Here is a 23,695-nt window from a genome sequence, read left to right on the forward strand (position 1 = left end):
TCGCAGCAACCATGATCAGCATGGCCAGTTTTTTGGTTAGCGTAAATTTACGATGCGCCAAATCGATATCCTCTTCCCCATTCCGTTTGTATATAAACCGGACGTGCCGGATCATCCTCAATTTTGGAGCGCAGCTTCCGAATATGCACCATAACCGTATTGTTGGAACAGTAAAAATAAGGCTCTCCCCACACACTTTCATATATATTTTGGGCAGAAAATATTTTGTTGCGTTTGCTCATCAGCAGTTTCAGGATACGATATTCCAGATCGGACAACTTGAGTTGCTGCCCCTCTTTCCAGACATCATTAAATTCTTCGTTAACTCTAAGTTTGCCCCCAACCAGAAATGTTTCTTCATATTCCTTCTTTTCCTTATATATTGTGTATCTGCGCAATTGGGCAATCACTCTGGCGTGAAGTTCCTCTTCTGAGAAGGGTTTTGTCATATAGTCATCGCCGCCGGCGAGTAATCCTTCGGTTTTGTCGAGTGTACTTGATCTGGCCGTCAGGAACAGAATCGGAACGTTGGAAGATTCCCTGATCTGCTGGCAGGTTTCAATCCCTGAAATGCCCGGCATCATAATATCCAATATAACCAAGTCCAGCGAATCGTTCATCAGTTGCAGTGCTCGCTGCCCATCCTTGGCTCTTAACACCTCATATCCTGCGCGCGTAAGGGATTCCCCTAATAGATCGCCAATGTCCTGATCATCCTCTACGACTAATATTCGATGGGCCATGCCTCTCTCACCTCATGATTATTGATGGTACTACTCGTGTACCCTTACTATATATCGTCCATAAGTACACGTACGTTATAAGATACGACGTAAATCTTAACCGTTTATGAAAGCTGTTGTTCGCCACAAGTTTGTCACATTCACTAATAAAAATGATGGCCCTTCATAAATGGTTAAGATTCGGTCTTTATATTTATCCATTGTAAGGATCAAGTGATTGATTAATCATAAGCAAGCGAGAGAGGTAATAATTATGGGGTTATTATCAAAAAAAGGACTAGTCGGTAAAATTACAGTTGCCTCTTTGGGCCTTGTGATTTTTGTTTTAGTCATCCAATACTTGCCGCACATTCTTAGGTTGACTGTATCTATTGATGAATTTCGAGACTATATCCTTTCAACGGGGAAGTTAGGGCCAATTTTGCTTATTTTTTACCAATTACTCCAAATTATAATTGCTCCAATACCAGGCGAAGTGATTCAAATTGCAGGAGGATATATTTACGGAATATCCTTTGGCACGCTCTACATCACTGTAGGCATGTTGCTAGGCGCTATTGTGGCATTCTATTTTACTAGGTTTTTGGGCAGGACATTTATTGAGAGGTTACTGAAAAAAGATAAATTTAAATGGATGGCAAGAATGCTTGATAATAAAAAAATTTCTGTTTTCTTGTTCATTATATTTATTATTCCGGGACTTCCCAAGGATTTATTTATTTATGCCGCTGGACTAACGACGATAAAGCCTTTAAGATTCTTTACAATTTTACTTGTCGCGAGATTCCCTTGGCTTTTAGCTTCTGTGAGCATTGGGTCTAATATTTATCAACAGAATTATTTAACAACTATAATCATATCAGGAGTGTCCATCTTGGCTTTTATATTGGGATTAATTTATAAAGATAAGCTCATTAACAAATTGTCTGGATTTAAAAAAAGTATTAGTGAGTCGTAATCATTTGGATGACCAAGTTTTTCGCATTTCCTGCAAAAAAGTGATGGCCCTTCATAAATGGTTAAGATTCGCTCTTTATATTTATCCATTGTAAGGATCAAGTTTACGCAAGTTTCAGATCCGAACCCCATATTGCAGTGTAAAAGGAGCATTGATATGAATGTACTAAAAGAAGGACATGTGCAACCGATAAGCTTGCGGGAACGGGTTCATTTTCTGGACATCGTACGCGGATTCGCCATGCTGGGCATTATTATTGTCAATTATTTTCTGGATCGTGGATTCCGTAAAGGGATTCGAATCGGCAGTGAATGACGTATTTCGCAATTTGGTTACCTTGTTTGCCGAAGAGAAATTCGTTACGTTATTCTCCTTCCTGTTCGGTGTCGGGTTTATGATCTTTATGGATCGAGCCGCGCAGCGGGTTGAGAGTCCCAACAAGCTGTTTGCCCGTAGGCTATCCATCCTATTGGGATTTGGCGTCCTGCATATCACCTTTGTTTGGACCGGCGACATATTGGCCATTTACGCCATAATCGGGTTCCTTTTGCTCGTCTTCTACAAACGCACGCCCAAAACGTTGCTGCGCTGGATTATCGCACTCATCGTGATTCGATTCCTGACTCCTGTTTTCACAATATTGTACAACGGCGTAAATACTGCATCATCAGAAATGCCGAAATTTGCAGAGTTTGTTATGACTAGCCACAATAGCGGCCTTACCTACCTGGGATCCATCGGGGCTCGCTGGGCAGAAATGGGCACGATGCTCGCCAGCTCTTTCCCTATGCTCTATTCCATGTTTCTCATGTTTCTGCTGGGCATGTACTTTGTTAAAAAAGGATTTTTCAAAGACATGGAATCGAAAAAGCCCGTATGGAATCGAATTTGGATCATTAGCACGATCGCATTTCTGATCTCACAGAGCAGTATGTTGCTCGGCATGCTTAAGAATATGCTGTGGATGGAAATTTCCTCTATCCTGGGACAATACGGGGGCATAATTGGAAGTATGTTCTATATGAGCACTCTCGCGATGCTGTTCCTGCATGCACCCAAGCTGCGCGGCGCTTTAATGATTTTCACTAATGTCGGACGGATGTCATTGACCTGTTATCTGCTGCACTCTATCATCGGAACCATTCTGTTGCTCGGGTACGGATTCGGACTTGCGGATCGTATTCAATCCTCCGGCACGTTCATGATCGGTCTGGCCGTGTACGCAGTGCTCATGATCTTCAGTAAATTGTGGTTGAAACGGTTTAAGTACGGCCCGATGGAATGGATATGGCGCAAGCTGACATACGGCAAGATAAACGAGCGCCCCAAAGCAGCTCCACTGTATGCGGCAGAGTAGCTGAAATGTTGTACAAAACAACTGGACTTGGAATTTAGTAAATGGAGGAGCGAGTAATCATGAAAACAACAAAGGAAACGAACGTTACTCTGGAACTGGAAGAGGAATCCCATCTGCCGGAATTTCGGAAAAAATTGCAGGAAGCATTTGCGATTGCCGTGATTGAAACGTTCGGTGATTGCGATGATGAACCCATCCCATCGGACAAAGATGTTCAGGAGTCTTTCGATGCTCCTGGAGCGGTCGTATATCATATTCTTCAGGATGGTAAGAAGGTCGGTGGAGCAGTATTACGTATCGACAGCGAAACCCATCATAATTCGCTGGATTTGATCTATGTATCTCCAGAACATCACAGCCAGGGGATTGGTCTTTCTGCTTGGAAAGCCATTGAAGCACGGTATCCGGATACGGTGCTCTGGGAGACCGGGACACCTTATTTTGAAAAGCGGAATATCAACTTCTATGTGAATAAGTGCGGATTCCAAATCGTAGAGTTCTACAATGAATATCACTCTGACCCGCATATGCATCGCAATGGATGCGAAGATGACAATCCCCTGCCGGGTGGTGATGACTTTTTCAGATTTGAAAAGGTTATGAAGAAAAAAGGACTGAACAATTGAATAAATACGCGATAGTTTAGAAAACAAGCAAAACAGGTACAGGCTTTTATCTTAGAGGATGAGGAGCCTGTACCTGTTTTTTACCATAGCTTATCTTGAAGTGCAAAGGTTATACGGTTCACCTTAACGGTCATAACGGCGAAACTAGAAGACGCCCGGCATCTTGCGCTACCTTTTATCCGACCATTCTTTTTCTAAAATGCTCATTTCCCACAGATTCCAGAATTCGTCGTCGACTTTTCGCGCTTCCCGAAGCAAGCCTTCTTTCACGAAGCCCGCCTTCTCGTAACATGCAATCGCGGGAAGATTGAAATCGAATACGCCAAGGCTAACACGATGTAATTTTAACTGATCAAAAGCGATATGCAGAACGTTTTGTACCATCAGTTGTCCTATGCCATGTCCTTTCAGGGTTCTTTCCCCGACTAAGACCTTACCTATTCTCCCCGAATTGTTTATTCGGTCGATCGTTAAATTGATATGCCCGATAACCTCGTCATTTTCTTCAAGTACCACCCGATAAATTAGCGAATCGCTGCGGATATAATTCTCTAACTGTTGTTCCGTTAATGGGTAGCTAAACGTTCTGCCTCCCCATTGAAGCATGAATTTCGGCGAATCAATCCAATCGATGAGTTGCTTAAAGTCGGTACGTTCGAAGCGTTCAAGCTTGATCACGGCAATCTTACCTTCCTTAATGGTATTGACCCGTAACATGTTCATTCGTATCTTGCAGCATCTTGGCAAGCACCACGATCTGCCCCGCATGATATCCATAGTGTGCCGACACCTGTATAAGCAGACGGCCGATTACTCTTGTATCATAGGTTTCGTCGGCAGGGGCATCAACTCGGTGCATTCGGTTCCAATCCTCGTGTTCATAGCGAATGATGACCTCCCGAGACAAATCGTCGTTCGATAGAGCGGATAAAACAACTTCCGATTCGGATCGGGTTTTCCGAAGGAGTGCAATTAGTTCTTCTTTCGATATCCCCCCGTCCGTTGTAAATTCGCGGGTTCGCTCCCGGATAAACGGCCTGTTTCCGATCGCGCTCACGAAATTCTGATATTCGTTGCCCGCCAAATGCAAGATGAGATTACCGATGCTGTTCATAGAGTCCTTCATTCTTGTCCACATGAGCCCGTCGTCTAGCGAATTCAAGCTCTTCTCGATTCGGTCAAGCTGCTTGTTCATATCTTCCATGATGTATTTGGTCAGTTCAATCAAAGGAATCCCCCCAACTTTCAGGTAGTCGCAAATTACCTTCAATCGTTACATGCGCGAACCCTCCAACTTGGATGGCGATATCCGACCCCGTCGGTACGATGGTTACATATAGCGTGCCTGGACGACCGACTGCATCGCCTTGTCCTATCGTTAAGCGAGTCTTTTCTTTGCTTATGATGCTTTCCAAAACAAGATATCCGGTCAAAGCGCCATTGGCCGCCCCCGTCACGGGATCTTCCGGTATGCCAACCGCGGGTGCAAAATCCCGTGTATAGAGGTCAAACCCTTGCTTTGCGTCGAACGTAAATAGATGCGTGTTGCTAATAGAATGTTTTTTATTAGACAACGCCAATTGATCCATTTTCGGTTTGGCCGCGTCGATCGCTTGATGCGTCTTAATCGGAACAATCAGCTTTTACTTCTGGGGGAATCTGTGTCATCGTCACCTTGCCGATCTGATTTTCGTATTTATCCCAATGTACCGGAATTAAACCGATATTGGTTTGCAAGGTGATCCGATCTGCTCTATTGGCCCATCCGTATTCATTGGCAAGCAACCATACGGATGCGACCGTAGCGTGACCGCAGAAATTGATTTCTTCTTGCGGCGTGAAATAACGGACTCGGTAGTCTGCCTTCGGGTCACTAGCTGGCAACAAAAAAGCCGTCTCCGACAAATTTAGCTGGTTGGCAATCTTTTGCATTTGCGTTAATGTTAATCTACATGCATCAGGCACGACTCCAGCGGGGTTGCCTTCGAACGGATTTTGGGTAAAAGCATCGACATGGTAGATTCGTATCTGATTCATGGCTGCAACTCGCTCCCTTTTATCTATTGGATACATCATAATGAAGTTCCAATCGAGCGTAAAATGAAAATTTACCATACCATGCATGAAAAGTAGTTCATGGAAGCTTGGTGCGATGATGACACTCTATCAATTAGAAGTATTCCTAGCTGTCGTTCAAACGGGCAGTTTCACCAGAGCTGGAGAGGTTTTGCTTACAAGTCAATCGGGCATTAGCCACAGTATTGCCGATTTGGAAAAAGAATTAGGCATTGTTCTTTTTACGCGCAACCGCAACGGCGTAAAGCTGACGGATGCGGGCGAGCGAATCTTGCCGCATGCTCGTGAGATTGTGGATCAGAAAAACAAGATGATACAAGACGTTGCGGAGGCAAAAGGCGTTAGCAGCGGGACCCTGAGGATCGGTGCCTTCTCCAGCTTTTCGGTCAACGCGATTCCAGGTATTTTTCAAGCATTTCGCGGCCGCTATCCTGGCGTAGAATTGCTGCTCTTTGAAGGAAGTTATGCGGAGATTGAATCTTGGATCAAGGCAGGGACCGTTGACCTTGGGTTTCTTGCCCATCCATGCGATGGATTGGATTTCATACATCTCGTTAGCGATCCGTATGTGGCAGTCTTGCCAGCGACTCATCCACTCGGGAAGCTTGACAGGATCTCGATCGAGCAGCTTGCGTACGAACCGTTTCTTTCGCTTAAATCCGGATGCGAAAGACTTGTGATGAGAGCCTTTCAAGAGAAGGGGCTTGGCCTAAATAAGCAGTTAGAGGTTGCGGAGAACTCCACCATTATCTCTATGGTCGAAGCAGGCATCGGAGTGTCCATCGTGCCTTCGATGATCCTGCCGGCAATGCCGGCAAATATTGCGGTGAAACCGTTAAAGCCCCCTATTGCCCGTGATATAGGCTTAGCGGTGCGCTCGCAGGAAACCATCTCCCCTGCAATCAATGCCTTTATCAAGGAGACGCAAATCTTATTTGCCATTTGACAATATCTTCCTGAAATACGCTACAACCACCTCGTGGAATTCCATAGCAGCCTGAGACATTTAGCGACTTCTATGCAAAATTTTCGCCGTTACTTGTGGAAGGGTTCACCTTACAGCCGGCATGAGGATCATTTTTGAAACCTTGAAAGGCCCGAATTAGCCGTATTTCAAGCTAATCGGGCCTCACCAATAACGCTCAGGGATACAATAATTGCATAGCTTCGACTTTTTGCTGAAGGTACGAGATGGCTTCAATTGGCTCCAATATTTTGACATCATTCCCCAGGCTCCAGATCAACTCTACATAGAAATGTAAGTCTTCCGCCGCAATCTGAACTGCTACAGTTCCGCTGCCGTCCTCATTGCGCTGTATGTATGGAGCAAATCGAGGATTAGATTCCAGAAGCCATACACCCTTCTTCGTCATCTCCAAAAGAAGTACCCGTTGTTCTAGATGGTCTTTTTCAAGCTTATTGATCAATGTCATTTGACTTATATCTTCTCGGCAAGGAATCGCTTCGTTGAGTGATACAGAGAGGATACGATCCGCCCTGAACTGCCGGATTTCTTCCCGAAGGAAACAATACGCCGGGCAATACCAATATCCGGAACTCGTAAAGAGGCCAATGGGCTGAATATTCCGTTCCTCAACCCCGCTTTTTGATTTGTACTCGATTGTGACCACTCTGCGAATCATAATGGACTGCAGCAGAGATTGAAGAATCCCCGGAACCATCGATCGGTATGGACTCCATAACATGACTCGATTCTTCAAGCGGTCTATCTGTTCTCTTATATCGGCAGGCAAGTAATGATAAAACTTATGCAGAGCGGATTCGGCCCCTTCGCCAAAAGGCAAGGAACTGAAAAAATTCAATGACTGGCACGCGAAATACATAGCCATTGCTTCGCTTTCGGAGAAGCTGATCGGCGGAAGCAGCCTCTCTTTCAGCAGCTTATACCCTCCGCCTCTTCCCTGAATGGAATAGATCGGAATACCAAGTTCACTCAATTCCTGCAAGTCCCGTGTCATCGTTCGGCTGGATATCCCGAATTCATCGGCCAGTTCTTTAACGGTAAATGACTTTCTAGCGTTAATCATCATAATCAATTGAATGAGGCGCTGTGACTTTTGCATTGAACCACCTCTATCTCGATATTTTCTTCCATTGTATCCCTTAAATAAGACATCATTTGTCTTATTTAAGGGATACTATCATCCCACAAGACTTTGAAGGGAGTATGATCAAAATGCAAGAACACACACAAGAAAAGATAGGCTTTGTATTTATCAATGGAGCAGGCTTGGAAAGTCGAATCTGGAGCAAAGTTGTGGAGGGTCTTGATCATCCTTGTTTACTTGTTGAGTTTCCTCTAAGGAAAAGTTCTGTTGATTCAAGGAGTGAACTTTCTTTGGAGGATTATGTAGTACATATGAAAAAGCAAGTGGATGAATGGAGGACTCAAAGGTTTGTTATTGTAGCGCATTCGCTTGGGGGCGTTCTTGCTCTTAGGCTTGCATCCGAACTGAATCATCGATTGGCAGGATTCATCGCTGTAGGGGCAGCTATTCCAAAGAACGGCGGTTCATTCGTATCCGCTCTGCCTTTCCCTAAGAGAATCTTAATGTCTGCCATCTTGCGGAAATTGGGCACAAAACCCCCTGAGTCCGCAATCCGCACGGGGTTATGCAACGACCTTTCAGAAGATCAAACTATGGAGGTCGTAAAAGGATTCATCCCCGAGGCCGTACGTATTTATACAGACCGGATCGATGTATCCATTCCGTTTGTGCCTAAGCTTTACGTGAAGTTAACGAAGGATAAGGAATTCGGTCCGTCCTTACAAAGGAAAATGATCTCGAACCTCTCCCCGCAATCAGTCCAAAGTCTGGAAACCGGACATTTACCGATGATTAGCAATCCGGAAGGCTTGAAGCATGTATTGCTAACCTTCTTGAATAGCCTTAGAAACACTACGATAAATACCCGAGGTGTTGGCATGTACAAACATGCTTGTGATTGATTCGGTTCACCGCGCTGTCTGTAACGGCAAGTTTTTAGGTCATCCCTTGGGATGGCCCTTTCTTTTGAAAAAATTGAACCAACGTTCCTCGTTTAGTTGAATTCCATTACTAACACAGTCGTATTGTAAGGCTTCCATTTCACTTCATGTCTGCTGATAATTCACGGGAGATATCAGACAAGATCCACACAGAATTGTGTAGTATATTCCCTCGCTGTTAGCGGCTTGTTCCATGTCTATTTGTCCGATAAACATCATCGTCTCTGAGCAGCAAGGGCATATAGGATATTCAGCGTCTTGAATCCAGGCAGGATGACCGCCGATCTGAGATACTGGTGCCTCAAGCGTCCAGTAGGCTCCTGCGTAGGTCCCCATCAGTCGTTCCGATAATCGCATGGTACGCCATGTTGGCTCTTCAACCGGAACCGTTTCTTGAATATAATCCGGTAAAGAATTATATTCACTCCAAGAATAGCTACCATCCAGTTCCACTTTCATGAACATGGTGCCGTGACAGTTACAGTGCATGCAGGCCGCTTTCGGAATGGAAAAGCATCCGCTTCCGGCCGTATTGATCTAATTCCCATTCAGCTTCGTATGTATAGTTTTCCGGAGGCACATATAACTTAGATGCCCATGGAGGCGGATTTTCCCTCCATTTCGTGAACTGCCGAATGACATCTTCATCACCAATCCAGGCCAGTGCAAGCAAGACATGATTGCGATTTACTAACAAATGGGCCATTGTACTTTTTGCTGTGTTTAGTGCCATTGAACATTCTGCCACCCTAATCTCTCATAAAAACTCCCGATCCCTGATGTTAGCATCGAAATGTGGAAATCATTTTGTCTCATTAAATCCACGGCATGATTAAGTAATTTGATTTCTCACTAAAGTTGCGACTGCCCGTCGCACAATTAAAAACCCACAAATTATGCGGGTTTGAATCGGGCTATGTTCTCGTATCCGACACCCCGCTACCAACAAGCTTCTTGAAATATTCGATCTCCGCTTCGAGCGTATCTACTACGTTCTTGGCGGAAGTTTCTCTTTCAGGGGCTCATCTACAGAATAAACATTTTAGCGAATCAATAAAGCATGTTCCCTCCACAGATTCATGTAATCCGTGAAAGCCTGAAACATAGAACTAGCCCTGCCGTATGTTCGGGAAGTTCAACTATCATTCCCGTTCGATGAGATAGGAACCGTCATCAGTCCGAACCAGGCGATAACCGGATTTTTTAAGACGCTTCTCCCAGCCGCTGATCAGCAGCCAGTCTTTCGCCAAGCAATTGTTGACATAGTACGCCGTTTCCCGCTGAAATTCTTTAATGTTATGACCCCAATTCGTCACAACATAACGGTCGTTGAATGCGACTTCCTTGCCAAGTCTTTTTACGTTCAAGCTGAACATCCCGTCAGCCGGAAAATGAAACGCATGACGGACATAATTCTCCCATCGCAGTCCGAGCTTGATCAATTCGTTGCGCACGACACTTGTCGTCCCGACGTTTTGAGCTGCCAGAAACACGGCATCGCTTCCTCTTTCGACTAGTGTGGCCGGCCTCTCGCCGGCGATTTCGCCGAGCTCATATTGAGGAACGGGCGCGAAAGGGGAAATTTGACCAACCTCCGGAAATACCTCCAGTTTATGCAGCAGTTCGGTATCCCAACCCGGCCTGTATTCGATATCGTTTTCAGAGAAATGAACAAAGCCGCAGTTCGTATCGTTCAAAAATAGATTAAACGCCAAACCACCGATATTTTCCTTAACGTACACTGCACGAAAGCCATATTCCCGTTCCAGACTGCGTAGGCAAGTGGCAGTTTCTTCTTCCGAACCGTTATCGACAACTATCAGCTCATTATTGACCGAGACAGTCCGGTAATAGGATCGTACGGTCTGCTCCAACAGGACAGGCCGATTCCAACTGAGCATAATCGTGAGCATATCCGTTTTTTTCATTGTGCGTTTCTTCCTCCCTGCCGGAATGGTATACCCTATACTATGCACCGCGGCCATGCCTGAACAGGACAAAAAATAATAAACTTCGTTGGGGCGCTTATATCAATTCTTCTGACGCCCCCTTTCATACAATAGAAATTAGAAAGGAGAAGTCGCGTATGATGCCCGAGCTTCACCTCTTTATCGTCTGGGAGCATGCCTCCTATGCTTGTGCAGGAAATAACGGCAGACATTCAGCGTAAGTTTACCATCAAAAAGGCCTATCGCATTACTTGTGATCGTGCCCGCTATTCCGTCAATCTGTCGCGTTTGTACAGCCAGACGCTGCCAGAGGGCAGCTATAAGCAACTCCATTGCGGGACAGGGGCGTTTACCTTGTTCGTCGTGCTTGATGAAAATCCACGGTATGCCGAGAAATCCACACGGTCGTCCTGGACTTCCTCGCTGGGGACTACCTCACGGTGAGGTTTATCAAGGCAGACCGTGGAATTATTTCGCGGTAGAATCTGGCAAATCGGTGGCTGACGCAACACGCATCATCGAGTTTCCGGAAAGCGAGTACATCGTGGTCTCAGGAACCGGCGACAAGGAAACTTTGTTTGATCAGTTGACTTACCGTGCTTTTGGCGAAGTTTTGGCACAAATCACTGACTATGCTTACATCGGCGGTCCAAACGCGACTTATCGCAAAGAAAACGGTGACGGCACTTTCTAAGGCGAATTTTGGGTTCCTGTGGTTAAAAAATAGTAGGGTGAGACGGGGGATTACCCCCCCCCCCCGAAGGTATGTCACCATCCTGATCAATTTGCAGCAAAGATAATTTTAAGAGCCACCAATTAAAGTGAAGGATGGCTCTTAACTATCTAATTCGTCAGCCTTAAGGATCGGATGTGCTTTCCTTGGCATTCACTACGCCTCGTGAACAGACCATCGCCCAGACCACGAGCACTGCTGACACCGCTGTGAGCGACAGGCCAGCAATCGTTACCGCCTCCCGGAACTGCGCGACCTGCTGAGTGCTCCAGTTCGCCTTGGCGATGTCGCCGTTAAATAGCACTGCTAGGACGGTACCAACGACGGAAATGCCGACGGCGGTGGTGATCTGGGAGGACGTGTCGATGAGTGCCGCACCGATCGAGGTTCGATTTTTCGGCAGACCGCGGAACACGTTAATTGCTGCGACAACGCCGACCACACGCATTCCCGCAGCTACGATAACGAGTGAGATCGCAACCCATACGTAACCGAAACTGCTAAGTAAACTGTATATGGCGAGCCCGAACACGACAGCTCCTGTACCAAGCCATGCAGCTCGGCCAAGACCCACTTTATGTACAATTGGATTGATGAACGGACCGGCAGCGACAAGGACAATGACCTGTGGCAACATCCCGATGGCGGCAAGTCCCGGAGACCACCCCCAGTCAAGCTGCAACTGCAATGTCACCATGTAGCCCAGTCCAGCGATCGCCAGCCCGGACGAGGCTTTGTACGCTAGTCCGCTTGAGACAAGTGGGCGTGCGAAGATTTTGAGATCCAAGAGCGGATACCGCGCTAAGCTCTCGCGGATGAAGAAGAGGATCGCGCCTGCAACAGTTGCAGCGATGGCCGCCCATGAAATCCACGAAGCGGCGCCCTTGTTCACGAATAGAGTCGGTGCTAGAAGCGCAAGCACGATCGTCACTGTACTCAGAACCGCACCGAGAAAATCTACCGGATCGCGGTGGAGTTCTTCCGCGTCATCCTCAGCGATGCCGAATCGCACACCAACAATCGCGAGCACGGAGATCGGCACGTTCACCAGCAGTAAGGCCTGCCACGGTGCGATCGCGAGCATGAAACCACCCACTACCGGACCTATCGCAAGGCCTACCAATCCAACGGTCGAAATGAGTGTCGTCGCACGGACACGGAGACTGTCCTCCTCAAACAACCGAAAAGCCAGAGCCATCGACCCTGGAGTCGTCATTGCGGCCGCGCCCCCCATTGCTACCCGGACGGCGATTAATTCCCCGGAGGTGAAAACAAAAGCGGTCGCCAGGCTTGCAATTCCAAGCAGTACTAGCCCAACGAGCATGATCCGCCGCCGCCCGAAGCGGTCGGCTATTGCGCCAAATAAAAGCATCAACCCGCCGAAAACAACGGCATACGCATTCGTAACCCACTGCAACGTTATCGTTGAAGCGTGCAAATCTTGTCCGATCGTGGGCAGCGCGACATTCAGGATTGAGTTGTCTAGCATCTCGAACAAAAACACCGCCGAGAGTCCAGTCAATGCCACCCAAGCCTCCCGCAACGATCGGGGAGAGTTATTAGTTTGAACCGCATTACTCACGAAATCCCCCCCTTTGTGATTGTTACATCATAATTTTTCTTCCTCGTCAACAATAATCATCTTATTCTCATATTCCTTCCTTGTCAACAAAAAAAGAAAGTAATAAAGAGGCAGCCCTTTCCTTAGGATTGGGCTGCCTCTAGCTTGAGTGCTTTTTATTCAAACTTATTCTAACTTAGTGTCAACACCCTGTTTCTTTATTTCTGCATCCAGATGCTTGCTGTAGTTTTCCAGGAAACTCAGCATGCTGTCAAATTGTTGCTCTGTTATCTGCTCAAATACGACTTTATCCCGCTCTTGAAACTCTTTGTGTAGGTCCTCATGGATTTTATAAATGATTTTCCCTTCATCAGTAAGCTTAAAATAGATTTCTTTCTTATTATCTGACTTCTGGTAGCTTTCAATAAGACCTTTTTTTATTAGTTTTTTGGTCATTTTACTTATAGCGCCAGTAGTCAAATAAAGGCATTCTGCGAGTTTTGTCACATTCGGATCCGCATTGTTTTCTATACATTCGATGCAATGTACTTCAGTAGAAGTTTGGCCCTTTAGGCTTTCCTCCATCTTACTCTTATTGAGCCAGACAATCCTGTTATACAATTCTCTGAATCCCATTATGACCTGCTCTATTTTCTGTTCTTTTTTGTTCATAGCATGTCCTCCGAACCGTTAGTGTATTAACGGCATATAACGCAATATCAGATGTAAAGAGTCCTATAAATTATTTTACATATTCCAGGGGGAGTATGCCACCACACTACGTCGGCTCCTTCATTTCACAAAATATGAACCAAGAACCTTACACTATCTTCCAGTTGTCTAACAAGGGAAAGATCATTGTGCTCAATCCAACAATCGTAAAGCGTAATTTGACCGTGCTGGTACAGGTCAATGAAGTCGCTACCAGGGGAGACTTGTGTCATCAGGCCAGGGTGAATGTATGGCGAAATTAATTTGTCAATATGACTCAAAAGCTAATCTCCCACATCCGCTACAACACTCCCGCATACTCCAACAACCCCAATTTTCGCCGTTACTTGTGATATGGTTCTCCGCGCTGTCTGTAACGGCAAGTTTTGAAGCACCCGGTCAGCTACGCAATAGATCGTTCATTTCCTTCCAATGATAAATCTTTACTTTTTCGGATTGATGGTTTACGGCATTGCGCATTGCTTGAGCAATGTTTCTGGCTTCCATACCTTTGTAGCGGCTCATTCCCGCCATGAAGAATGGGTTCAGAAACTTCCAAATCGTCAAAACCGTTTTTTCCGTTAGATGAAATCCCTTACGCTTTCCCATGATCATGCAAGGACGAAAGATATGCGTATGTTCGAATTCCAATGCAATCAACTTCTTTTCTATTTCGCCTTTGACTCTTAAATAGGGCAACCGCGAACGAAGGCTTGCGCCGACCGCGGTAATCACAAATACCGATTGGGCTCCCTTTTCTTTGGCGATTTGGGCTGCAAGTACGGGGTAGTCTACATGAATCTTTGGCTTAGTTCCGCCTAATGCAATGAACATATCATCCGCCTCTATCTGATCTTTCAAGTTAGGCAAGGTATAATAATCCCCTATCAGCATTTTTAGCTTTGGATGCTGGATAGGCAAGGGTTTCCGGACTATGGCCGTTACTTGATCATAAGAAGAATTTTTGAGCAACTCGTCTAGGAGATGTGAACCTACCAACCCGCTTGCCCCGTAGATGACTGCTTTTTTCATAGCGAATTACCTCCTTGTTTAATAAACTTGCCGTCACTTATGATACGGTTCTCCCACTCTTCTTGCTTTGGTAAAGCATTGAACTCACCTTTGTCATCGTCTTCCGTAAACAAAGAAGACGATGTTTTTTATGCTCTTGCGGTCAGCTTCCACATCTTATAAATGTGTGAATATTGACGTAATAGCGAGAATTAAAGAGAACCTCATTTGTGAAAATGCCATGAAAGCATTCTGTACCTACAATCCTATCATCAAAACAAAATGCGAACGCTTGTTTTTGCCTTTTGTTCATTTCTTCTAGAAAATGATATGATTTTTGTATTCCACTGAACACTATTTGAGGGAATAAGATTATGGTTTGTATGGGGTGCATACGGTAAACAAATGAGCAGCGAACAAAATTTATATTAGAGGAGTTCATAAAGATGAACAAGGATAGTATTTATAAAACAAACAGCTTCTATTGGGATACAAAAGGAAATGACTTTTTAGGAGCAATTGTGCTTCCTCTTTATGGAGCATTTGTCTCAGAAGAAAAATGCCAACTTTTTGGTGATGTCTCAGGAAAAAAGATGCTGGAGATAGGCTGTGGAAACGGTCAATCCTTGAAGTATCATGGGGACCACAAAGCATCTGAACTATGGGGTATGGATATATCAGAAAAACAAATCGAAAAGGCAACGCAACATTTGTCGGAGTACGGTCTTTCAGCAAAATTAATCTGTTCTCCCATGGAAGAAGAATGTGGTATACCAGAGGATTATTTTGACTTTGTTTATTCGATTTATGCCATAGGCTGGACCACCGACCTAGAGGGTACTTTTAGCCGGATAGCTTCTTACCTAAAAAAAGACGGCGTATTTATTTTCAGTTGGTCTCATCCTATACACAAATGTGTTGTTAGAGAAAATGATATGTTTACTTTTAACAAGAGTTATTTCGATGATTCTTGGTACTCGGTACCTCTTGATTTAGCCGGAGAAGGCGTGCTAACACTTGCGGATTATAAACTATCAACCTATGTGAATGCGTTAGCAAAAGCAGGATTTGTCATTGAGCAAATGATTGAGGAAACCGACAAAGAAATATTGCAATTGCAGGATGAAAACAATGATTTCGCAAAAAGAGCGAAGCTGTTTCCTGTAACCTTCGTTATCAAAGCAAGAAAACTTTAAGCTGGATATATAGATGTTTAATAACGCGTTCAGCATGGTAATCAGATTGAAAAAATGACCGGATGAGCAATAGCTATCCCGGTCATTTTTCTTTATTAACTAAGCCAGATGTCGAAGTTCATTTAGTTTTACCACTACCTCAACCCTCCGCTTTACCACTATTTATGATACGGTTCTCCAAGTTTTAAGGCCATCCTGTGCGGATGGCCTGCATTTCGTAACAGTACTAATACTGCTGTGTTAATTATTTTTACTTCCTGACCCGAAGCCGATTACGTATCCGTCCAAATCTCGAACGGAGAAATCTTTCCAGGCCCCCCAATCATGTTCGGTTACTGTAGGTTCCGAAACGATTATTGCGCCATTTGTTTTAAATTCCCCATATAAAGCATCGAGTTCATCGTGAGTCCTTACATAAGCGTATGTATTCCAAGTGCCTTTATTGGGCTTAACATCTTCTAAATCTTTTGCCTGAATTAATTTGAACCCTAAACCAAAATCATCCCGAATTGCCCAATGATCATTAACTTCGCATCCCAAAGCATCTTCGTAATATTTCTTAGATTTTTCAAAGTCGGAAACTAACAACACTGTAAGTGAATTTTCAATCCTTGGCTTCTTCTTTTCTGCCATGTGGCTATCACTCCTTTCGCTTGAGCTAGCACGACTATAACCTTGGGCGTGGCGAAAAACTTAGTCTTCTTTTTTTGGCCAACCGCCCCATAATTTACCAAAGTGGCCGTCTGGGTCGCGGAAGGTAAAACTGTACCCACCCTGCGGTTTGTATACCATTTCTCCAACTTCGGCTCCCTTCTTCTTTAACTCTTCGTACGCCTCCTGAATGTTGTCAACCTGTAGCGAGATAATCGGCTGAAGCTGCCCCCGGCTGTTCGTGAAATCCAGCTTCGGTACCTCTGGGCAGAGAATGAGACCGAGCCCGACACCCCCGACGTTGAGCCATGCCTCTTGATCGCCCGGTGTGTATTCAAACGTGAACGGAATGCCAAGTACCTCCTTGTACCACCTAATGGATACTCCTAGATCGCGAACAGGCAGTTGGACGACCGCGTAATTTTTCACCTTGACTGCCACACTGAATACCTCCTTGGAAATCGTTTTCGCCACTTATAACGTATTCTAAGCCAGATAAGAAACGGGTAACGCTAAATATTTTGGAAAAATTCGAGCAAATGTCCGTCCGGGTCCCGCATCGTGAAAGAATAACGGCCTTCCTCCCTCGATACTTTCTCTATCGTGACGCCTTGGGCGGCTAGACTCAGGTAAGCGCGGCAAATCATGCCTGCATCACCTTTCCGAAAGCCTGTCAAAAATGTCTCGAACAAACCAGTAGTCATTTCAGTACCAGCTTGCCTCGTTTGCCTTCCATTTCGAGGGATGTCCTCCCCGTTCCCGGCAACGAGTGAGTGCAAGCGCCGACGTGCCCGTTTCAGCCCTTCCTTCACTGCGCCTTCCTTCATACCTAGTAACTCCGCCGTCTCGGCTGCACGGAAAGCGAATGCATCGATCAGGATGACGAGCACCATCTGCCTAGGATTTAGCGTTTCGGATAGCTGCTCAAGTAACTCTCGGGCTAGCCATTCATTCATTGCAAATGGGACAGACCAATGGTAATCTTCGTCGAAAGTCGTTTCGCCGCGCCGCTTCCGCTCTGCCCGGCAACGGTCAATCCAAGCGTTCTTCGCTATACGGAAAAGGAACGACCTGTTGATCGACCTCTCAGGAGAAAGCGAAAACGCATGCAAGACCTTCGTTAGTACATCCTGCATCAAGTCCTCCGCATCCCAATCGTTTCCGGCAAGTGAACGGCAATAAATCTTCAATCCCTTTAAGTATGGCTCCAGTTTAGCAAGTACGTCCAGCACTCTTAACTCCCCAGTTCGGTCGCATCAAGACAATTTTCAAATATATATCATATTCGTGATCTAATACCAAGACCCCTTTTTTCGAGGAGCCATTTTCATTTTCAGGAGGGACGTAAGAATGAGGATCATCAAGACACAGCAGGACTTTGACGCCATGAGCCGCTATGGTGCACTTCCGGCAATACTTCACGGTCAGGTCGAGGACTACTTCTTTCAACGACGTCCGAAACCTTGGCAGTGCCGGGTTGGCGGACTAATTTAGTACCCACCCATTAAAAAATTTTTCGCCGTTACTTGTGGTAGGGTTCCCCCCGATTGATCTTGAACGCACGGTAAATCTGCTCCAGCAGAAGAACCCGCATCAATTGGTGCGGGTAGGTCATCCGCCCGAAGCTGAGCCGCTTATCGGAGCGCGACAAAACAGCCGGCGACAGCCCGAGCGAGCCGCCGATGACGAAGGCGACCGAGCCGCCGCCGTAGACGGCTTGCTTCTCCAAGTGCGCGGCGAGCTGCTCGCTCGACCAAGTCTCGCCGTCGATGGCCAGCGCCACGACATGTGCGTCCGGCCGCAGAGCCGCGAGGATCCGCTCGCCTTCGCGCACGCGCACCTGATCTTCTTCCGCCGGGCTCATGGAGTCCGGCGTCTTCTCATCCGGCAGCTCGCGGATGTCCAATCGCGCGTAAGCGCCCAGCCGCTTGGCGTACTCCGCGACACCCTCCGTCCAATACTTCTCCTTCAGCTTCCCGACGCACACCACTTGAATCTGCATCAGGAGTTACCCCCGCCTCCGGTGCCTCCGGTTCCGCCGATTATCGCCTGTACGCGCCCAACCTGCCCGTCCTGCAGCCGCACCTTAATGCCGTGCGGATGCGTCGGCGAATTCGTCAGAATATCTTTCACGACTCCGCGCGTCAACGCGCCGGTCCGCTGGTCCTTTTTCAGCACGATATCGACTTCCAGCCCCGGACGCACGTCGTTCCGGATTTTCCCGCTTCCTGCCATAACCTGAGATCTCTCCGTTTCATCCATTTTGCAGCTGACTGCGTTCCACATGGCTCATTAATTTTTGGATGGCTTGATTAAGCAATCTTAATTCCTCCGGCTTCATGCCGCTGGCAGCGAGCATCGCTTCCGGAATACAGACCGCTTTATCCTGCAATGCCATTCCCTTATCGGTAATTCGGACAAGGACGACTCTCTCGTCGCTCTGGTGGCGCGTTCGGGTAATCAAGCCTGCCGACTCCATTCTTTTGAGCATAGGCGTAAGCGTGCCGGAATCCAGGCTCAGAATTTCGCTGATTTCTTTAATCGACAGTTCATGACGATCCCATAGAACCAACAGGACAAGATACTGCGGGTAGGTCAAATCCAATTCGTCCAACAGGGGCCGGTACATCCGAAAGATCGCCCTCGAACAAGCATATAAGGAAAAGCAAATGTGCCCCTCCAGATTGGGTCGGCTCGTCTCCCTCAAAACGATCAACTCCTTATCCCCTATTTAATTTTGCACAATATTATCTCACAAAATCATCATTTGAGCGAGATGGGGAACGAAATTTTAGATTGTTTAAAATTAATTTGTTGACAAAGTATTTGAGGCAAGTTACGATAGAGTCATAAAATTTGTGCAAAATCATTTTGTGAACAAAATCATTATCGAAAGGAAAGGAGAAATCACCATGCACCACCAAGCGGTCATCATCGGAACAGGCCCCGCCGGTCTGACGGCAGCGATCTATTTGGCCAGGGCGAATTTGGCTCCGCTCGTGATCGATGGAACGCAACCGGGCGGACAGTTGACCACGACGACCGAAGTGGAAAATTATCCGGGCTTCCCGCAAGGGATAACGGGGCCGGAGCTTATGGATAACATGCGAAAGCAGGCAGAACGATTCGGAGCTCGGATTCAATCCGGTACCGTCACCCGCGTCGACCTGTCGAAGCGCCCGTTCACGTTGTATCTGGAAGGCGAATCCGCCATCACCGCGGATGCGGTTATCATCTCGACCGGGGCTTCGGCCAAAAAAATCGGCATTCCCGGCGAAGCCGAAAATATCGGCAGAGGAGTCAGCACTTGCGCGACTTGCGACGGATTTTTCTTCCGAAACAAGAAAATCGTCGTGATCGGCGGAGGCGACACTGCCATGGAGGAAGCCCAGTTCTTGACCCGATTCGCTTCCGACGTGCGGATCGTTCACCGCAGGAAGGAACTCCGGGCCTCCCAAATCATGCAGGACCGCGCGCGCAAAAACGATAAAATCGATTGGAGCCTGGATTGCACGCCGCTCGAAGTGATGTCGAACGAAAACGGGGTTACGGGTCTGAGGGTTCGCAATAACGACGACGGAGAGGAGGAGATTTTGGCGGCCGACGGTATTTTCCTGGCGATCGGCCATCAACCGAATACCCGATTCCTCGACGGACAGCTCAAAACCGACGAGCTGGGCTACATCGAAGTCGTCCCGGGTTCTTCCCGAACAAGCCTGCCCGGCGTGTTCGCATGCGGCGACGTCATGGATCCGATCTACCGCCAGGCGATAACGTCAGCGGGCAGCGGCTGCAAGGCGGCGTTGGACTGCGAGAGCTTTCTGCTTGAGCATCCGTAAGTACGATAATCACTTCACAATCATTCATTCATAACTAAACTTTGACTCATTTGGAGGTCATTCATGATGACACAAGAACGCGCAGGAGTCGCAACGTTAGGCGGACAACCGATTACGCTGACAGGCCCGGAATTAAAGGTCGGAGACAAGGCTCCGGAGTTTACGATCAATAAAGATTTGATGACGGAAACGAGCCTGTCCGACTTTAAAGGCCAAATCAAATTGATTTCCGTCGTTCCTTCGCTGGATACCGACGTTTGCGACGCGCAAACGCGCCGCTTCAATCAAGAAGCATCCAAGCTGGGCGAAAATGTGGTCATATTGACGATTTCGGCAGACTTGCCGTTCGCGCAGACCCGTTTTTGCGCAGCCGCGGGCATCGATAGAGTCGTCACCCTGTCGGATTATAAGCACCGTTCCTTCGGCCGAGCGTACGGCGTTTTGATCAAAGAACTGCAGCTCGACCATCGCGCGATTTTTATCGTAGATGCCGACGATACCATCAGATATGTGGAGTACTTGCAGGATATGACGGCACACCCCGACTACGAAGCCGCTCTGGAAGCATTGCGCGAGTTGGCGAAATAACAAAGCCGACGGGGATGACCGTCATGCATAACTTGCCCGAGAACTTCCATAATAGTGGGGACACTCGCTCGGCGAATGGGGGATTCGGATTCAGCATGCTCGACAATCTCGAAAGCAACTACGACTGCTCCCATGCGGGAGACGATCTGCACCAATTAAAGCAAGAGCTTGCCGCGCTTCGGGGACGGGGCTCCGAAGATCCGCAATCGCAAGAAACGATCAACCGGCTCGAGAACCAGATCAACTTCATCCTGAACAAATGCGGCATCAACCCCTCGTCCCTCACCTGAACGACGCACGAATGCACAAGGCCTCTTCTCCGTTCGACGGGGAAGAGGCCTTGTGCGTTTCGCTACGTTCCATGCCGATGGCTAGGCCTGGAAGTTCCGGACCAGACCGTTCAGCTCCTGGGCCATCCGGCTCAAGCCGCGGGTCGACTCCGTAATCCGCTCGGCCGAGCTCCTCTGCTCCTCCGAAGCCGCCGCCACCTTCTGCGTAATGGACGCCGACTGCTTCGCGATCGCGGCCATCTCCGCGATGGAGGCCGTAACTTCCTCCGATCCGGCGGCCATCTGCCGGGCGACCGAGGACACGTCGTCGATTTTATCGGCGACGAGCCGGACGGCCTCCAGGATACTCGTGAAAGCCTCGCTCGTATCGTGAATGCGCTTAGTTCCTTTCTCTACTTCTTCCACGCCCGCGTTCGTGGAAGCCGCGGCGGCCAGCGTGGATTCCTGGATGTCCCGGATCATGCCGGCAATCTCCGTCGCGGACGATTTGGTCTGCTCCGCGAGCTTCCGGATTTCGCCGGCGACGACGGCGAATCCCTTGCCGTGTTCCCCTACTCTTGCCGCTTCGATGTTCGCGTTCAGCGCCAGCAAGTTCGTTTGCGTGGAAATGTCCGAGATCACGGTCGCGATCTGCCCGATGCGCTGCGCCGTCGCTTCCAGCCGCTGAACTAGCATGGCGGTATGGCCCGTCGCTTCCTGCACGGAGCTCATTTGCGACACCGCGAATTGCAAGGAACGATGACCCCGCTCCGCCTGCTCCAACATCTCCGACGACAATTGCGAGACCGCTCCCGACGAGTCCGCGACCCGTTGGATTCCGACGGACATCTCTTCCATCGACTGCGCCGTTTGCGCGGCCCCGTCCGCCTGATTCTCCGCTCCCGATGCCGCTTCCCGGTTCATGGCGGCGATCTCCGCCGTCACCCGGTCGGCTTCATCCGCGATGGCCGCCAGCTCGCCCGCCGACACGTCGATTTGCTCGGCGAGCCGCTTGTTGACGGAAACCATCGCTTTGAAGGATTCCGCCATCTCGTTAAACGCATTGCCGACCGACAGAAGCTCGTCCCGCGCCGCAAGTTCGGCCCGCGCCGTCAGATCCCCTCCCGCAAGCCTCTGGGCGGAATGCCGGAGGGCGTTCACCGTCAGAATGACGGATAGATAGAATCCCGTAAACAAATAGGTTAGCAGCAGCAGGACGACCAGTGACGAGAGAAAGCTGACGAGCCTCTTCCCGGAATCATTGTTGATTCGCTTCTGCAGCATGCCGTCGAGCGCGCGGGCTTCCGTATCGTACAGCTTGTACGCGGCATCGATCGCTTGGTTCGCAGCCTTGCGGTATTCATCCGGGTTCACCCCGGTGCCTTGAGCGGAGATGAAGCCCTGGTCCAGCAGCTGAGCGAACGCCTGAACGGCTGTCATGAACGGCTGCCGATCTGCTTCCACTTCGTCCTTCAGTCCCGGTTGCTCCCGATAAGCCACCTTAAGGCCGGCAACCGCCGCCTCGTATGCGGTTTGGATTTGGACGGACAATGCGATGAACCGCGATTTTTCCTTATCAATACTCTTCTTCCCCGCGGCGACCTCTGCCCCGAGCTCCCGGGCCTGCCCCACCTGCTCCGACAAGATCGGCAGCTTGTTCACGACCGAATCCATCAGGTAGTAGCTGGCGAGCTCCGGATCCAAAATAAGATTCGACGTGTCCCCGATATGGGCGATGAATGCCAGCGTTTCGTTGATCAAAGCCGTATGTTCGGCCATGCTGTCTTCGGGGGACAGGCTGGAAAGCTTATTTTTCAAAGCTGCCCAATGTTCCCGAATGTTCTTCCACTTGTCTCCCGTTCTTAAAGACGCTCCGTACCGAGCGTCCGCCTCGTCCACCTTCAGAGCGTCCGCCTCGATCCGTTCCTGTTGCGCAGCAAGCTGCCCGCGCGCGGATTCGTCGTCGCTGGGCCCGGAACCTGCAGTCAGCCCCCGGTGAAGCTGCACATCGGCCAGAAACTCCTTCAACGGCTCGTAATAGGCGAGACCTTGCCTTTCCCGGTCCGTGAAATCGATGTTCCTGTTCATTTCCGTGATCAGAAGATACAGCAGGGAGGCAAGGGACAGCATGACGAGCATGCCGATCAACACGAATTTCCGGGGGTACTTCAACCGATTCATCAAAGCCGTGGCAGGAACAAACAACCGTTTCACGCCGTTCTACTCCCCTATCGACATTTTTGCATGGCTCTCTTCCCGTCTGTCTGTCCCTCACCCCATCAAGTCATCCCCAAAAATGACGCGAGCCTTCGAAGCCAATTCCGATTCTTTATGGGGGACCGCGGGGTGAAAAAAAAGCCAATCAAACCCGGTCCGCAGGGACACAGCAAGCTGTGCCCGATGGGACAGGGTCGATT

At 48.2% G+C, this 23,695-nt stretch carries 26 protein-coding genes and 2 pseudogenes; 11 read left to right on the forward strand and 17 right to left on the reverse strand.

Features of this window, described 5'->3' with window-relative positions; translation table 11 throughout:
* Positions 1-47: 47 nt before the first annotated feature.
* Positions 48-743, reverse strand: coding sequence for a response regulator transcription factor (locus GE107_RS22130; RefSeq protein ID WP_219643200.1), 696 nt, complete (start codon positions 741-743; stop codon positions 48-50).
* Between the two features lie 253 nt (positions 744-996).
* On the opposite strand from GE107_RS22130, the gene GE107_RS22135 reads away from it, so the two are divergent.
* From GE107_RS22135 to GE107_RS22145, 3 genes and pseudogenes are all read left to right on the forward strand, one after another.
* The gene (locus GE107_RS22135) at positions 997-1,701 is read left to right on the forward strand and encodes a TVP38/TMEM64 family protein (protein ID WP_219643203.1); all 705 of its coding nucleotides are present in this window, start codon (positions 997-999) and stop codon (positions 1,699-1,701) included.
* Positions 1,702-1,857: 156 nt separating this feature from the next.
* Positions 1,858-3,058: pseudogene (locus tag GE107_RS22140) on the forward strand (DUF418 domain-containing protein).
* A 59-nt stretch (positions 3,059-3,117) separates the two neighbouring features.
* Positions 3,118-3,684 (forward strand): GNAT family N-acetyltransferase, encoded by a 567-nt coding sequence (locus tag GE107_RS22145; protein WP_219643206.1) that lies wholly within the window; start codon positions 3,118-3,120, stop codon positions 3,682-3,684.
* Positions 3,685-3,852: 168 nt separating this feature from the next.
* Here the strand turns inward: GE107_RS22145 and GE107_RS22150 are convergent, their stop codons facing one another.
* The 3 genes and pseudogenes from GE107_RS22150 to GE107_RS22160 all read right to left on the reverse strand — a co-directional run bounded on the left by GE107_RS22150 (position 3,853) and on the right by GE107_RS22160 (position 5,721).
* The gene (locus tag GE107_RS22150; RefSeq protein WP_370636491.1) at positions 3,853-4,362 is read right to left on the reverse strand and encodes a GNAT family N-acetyltransferase; all 510 of its coding nucleotides are present in this window, start codon (positions 4,360-4,362) and stop codon (positions 3,853-3,855) included.
* A gap of 16 nt (positions 4,363-4,378) precedes the next feature.
* Positions 4,379-4,912: a DUF1572 family protein gene (locus tag GE107_RS22155; RefSeq protein ID WP_219643212.1), complete on the reverse strand. Its 534-nt coding sequence runs from the start codon at positions 4,910-4,912 to the stop codon at positions 4,379-4,381.
* Positions 4,905-5,721 (reverse strand): annotated as a pseudogene (locus GE107_RS22160) (PhzF family phenazine biosynthesis protein). Before GE107_RS22160 ends, GE107_RS22155 begins: the two are co-directional and overlap by 8 nt.
* Before the next feature lie 115 nt (positions 5,722-5,836).
* On the opposite strand from GE107_RS22160, the gene GE107_RS22165 reads away from it, so the two are divergent.
* A complete protein-coding gene (locus GE107_RS22165; protein ID WP_255570756.1) occupies positions 5,837-6,706 on the forward strand; it encodes a LysR family transcriptional regulator in 870 nt (289 codons plus the stop codon).
* Positions 6,707-6,902: 196 nt separating this feature from the next.
* Here GE107_RS22165 and GE107_RS22170 read toward each other — a convergent pair whose 3' ends face one another.
* Complete coding sequence (locus GE107_RS22170; protein WP_219643215.1) at positions 6,903-7,844, reverse strand: helix-turn-helix transcriptional regulator; 942 nt, start codon at positions 7,842-7,844, stop codon at positions 6,903-6,905.
* A 104-nt stretch (positions 7,845-7,948) separates the two neighbouring features.
* Between GE107_RS22170 and GE107_RS22175 the strand changes: the two genes are divergently transcribed.
* Positions 7,949-8,731: an alpha/beta fold hydrolase gene (locus GE107_RS22175; protein WP_255570757.1), complete on the forward strand. Its 783-nt coding sequence runs from the start codon at positions 7,949-7,951 to the stop codon at positions 8,729-8,731.
* A 517-nt stretch (positions 8,732-9,248) separates the two neighbouring features.
* Here GE107_RS22175 and GE107_RS22180 read toward each other — a convergent pair.
* Entirely contained in the window at positions 9,249-9,503 is a 255-nt protein-coding gene (locus GE107_RS22180) for a hypothetical protein (protein ID WP_219643218.1), read from the reverse strand.
* Positions 9,504-9,912: 409 nt separating this feature from the next.
* On the reverse strand, positions 9,913-10,698 hold the full coding sequence (locus tag GE107_RS22185; protein ID WP_219643221.1) for a glycosyltransferase family 2 protein: 786 nt from the start codon (positions 10,696-10,698) through the stop codon (positions 9,913-9,915).
* A gap of 204 nt (positions 10,699-10,902) precedes the next feature.
* Here GE107_RS22185 and GE107_RS22190 point away from each other — a divergent pair, with 204 nt between their 5' ends.
* Together GE107_RS22190 and GE107_RS22195 are read left to right on the forward strand one after the other, a co-directional pair.
* Entirely contained in the window at positions 10,903-11,163 is a 261-nt protein-coding gene (locus tag GE107_RS22190) for a hypothetical protein (protein WP_219643485.1), read from the forward strand.
* On the forward strand, positions 11,105-11,413 hold the full coding sequence (locus tag GE107_RS22195) for an effector binding domain-containing protein (RefSeq protein WP_255570758.1): 309 nt from the start codon (positions 11,105-11,107) through the stop codon (positions 11,411-11,413). Before GE107_RS22190 ends, GE107_RS22195 begins: the two co-directional genes overlap by 59 nt.
* Before the next feature lie 163 nt (positions 11,414-11,576).
* Here GE107_RS22195 and GE107_RS22200 read toward each other — a convergent pair whose 3' ends face one another.
* From GE107_RS22200 to GE107_RS22210, 3 genes are all read right to left on the reverse strand, one after another.
* Complete coding sequence (locus GE107_RS22200; protein ID WP_219643225.1) at positions 11,577-12,980, reverse strand: MFS transporter; 1,404 nt, start codon at positions 12,978-12,980, stop codon at positions 11,577-11,579.
* A gap of 219 nt (positions 12,981-13,199) precedes the next feature.
* Positions 13,200-13,685: a MarR family transcriptional regulator gene (locus tag GE107_RS22205; RefSeq protein ID WP_219643228.1), complete on the reverse strand. Its 486-nt coding sequence runs from the start codon at positions 13,683-13,685 to the stop codon at positions 13,200-13,202.
* 438 nt (positions 13,686-14,123) lie between these two features.
* Positions 14,124-14,756, reverse strand: a complete 633-nt coding sequence (locus tag GE107_RS22210) for an NAD(P)H-binding protein (protein WP_219643230.1) — start codon at positions 14,754-14,756, stop codon at positions 14,124-14,126.
* 425 nt (positions 14,757-15,181) lie between these two features.
* Here GE107_RS22210 and GE107_RS22215 point away from each other — a divergent pair, with 425 nt between their 5' ends.
* Positions 15,182-15,931, forward strand: coding sequence for a class I SAM-dependent methyltransferase (locus GE107_RS22215; RefSeq protein ID WP_219643232.1), 750 nt, complete (start codon positions 15,182-15,184; stop codon positions 15,929-15,931).
* 240 nt (positions 15,932-16,171) lie between these two features.
* Here GE107_RS22215 and GE107_RS22220 read toward each other — a convergent pair whose 3' ends face one another.
* The 6 genes from GE107_RS22220 to GE107_RS22245 all read right to left on the reverse strand — a co-directional run bounded on the left by GE107_RS22220 (position 16,172) and on the right by GE107_RS22245 (position 19,298).
* Entirely contained in the window at positions 16,172-16,564 is a 393-nt protein-coding gene (locus tag GE107_RS22220; protein WP_219643235.1) for a VOC family protein, read from the reverse strand.
* 60 nt (positions 16,565-16,624) lie between these two features.
* Entirely contained in the window at positions 16,625-17,023 is a 399-nt protein-coding gene (locus tag GE107_RS22225; protein ID WP_219643238.1) for a VOC family protein, read from the reverse strand.
* Positions 17,024-17,094: 71 nt separating this feature from the next.
* Positions 17,095-17,814, reverse strand: coding sequence for a sigma-70 family RNA polymerase sigma factor (locus GE107_RS22230; protein WP_219643240.1), 720 nt, complete (start codon positions 17,812-17,814; stop codon positions 17,095-17,097).
* A 290-nt stretch (positions 17,815-18,104) separates the two neighbouring features.
* On the reverse strand, positions 18,105-18,584 hold the full coding sequence (rlmH, locus tag GE107_RS22235; protein WP_219643242.1) for a 23S rRNA (pseudouridine(1915)-N(3))-methyltransferase RlmH: 480 nt from the start codon (positions 18,582-18,584) through the stop codon (positions 18,105-18,107).
* On the reverse strand, positions 18,584-18,817 hold the full coding sequence (locus GE107_RS22240; RefSeq protein WP_219643245.1) for a YwbE family protein: 234 nt from the start codon (positions 18,815-18,817) through the stop codon (positions 18,584-18,586). The genes rlmH and GE107_RS22240 overlap by 1 nt, the downstream gene beginning before the upstream one ends.
* A gap of 19 nt (positions 18,818-18,836) precedes the next feature.
* Positions 18,837-19,298, reverse strand: coding sequence for a MarR family winged helix-turn-helix transcriptional regulator (locus tag GE107_RS22245; protein WP_483298241.1), 462 nt, complete (start codon positions 19,296-19,298; stop codon positions 18,837-18,839).
* Between the two features lie 196 nt (positions 19,299-19,494).
* On the opposite strand from GE107_RS22245, the gene trxB reads away from it, so the two are divergent.
* From trxB to GE107_RS22260, 3 genes are all read left to right on the forward strand, one after another.
* Positions 19,495-20,421, forward strand: coding sequence for a thioredoxin-disulfide reductase (gene trxB, locus GE107_RS22250; protein ID WP_219643251.1), 927 nt, complete (start codon positions 19,495-19,497; stop codon positions 20,419-20,421).
* 66 nt (positions 20,422-20,487) lie between these two features.
* Positions 20,488-21,009: a thiol peroxidase gene (gene tpx / locus GE107_RS22255; RefSeq protein WP_219643459.1), complete on the forward strand. Its 522-nt coding sequence runs from the start codon at positions 20,488-20,490 to the stop codon at positions 21,007-21,009.
* A 95-nt stretch (positions 21,010-21,104) separates the two neighbouring features.
* The gene (locus GE107_RS22260; protein WP_219643460.1) at positions 21,105-21,299 is read left to right on the forward strand and encodes a DUF2524 domain-containing protein; all 195 of its coding nucleotides are present in this window, start codon (positions 21,105-21,107) and stop codon (positions 21,297-21,299) included.
* Positions 21,300-21,380: 81 nt separating this feature from the next.
* On the opposite strand, the gene GE107_RS22265 is transcribed toward GE107_RS22260, so the two are convergent.
* Positions 21,381-23,492, reverse strand: coding sequence for a methyl-accepting chemotaxis protein (locus GE107_RS22265; protein WP_219643254.1), 2,112 nt, complete (start codon positions 23,490-23,492; stop codon positions 21,381-21,383).
* Between the last annotated feature and the right edge of the window lie 203 nt (positions 23,493-23,695).

The organism is Cohnella sp. CFH 77786 (assembly GCF_019400745.1).
Classification (GTDB): domain Bacteria; phylum Bacillota; class Bacilli; order Paenibacillales; family Paenibacillaceae; genus Cohnella.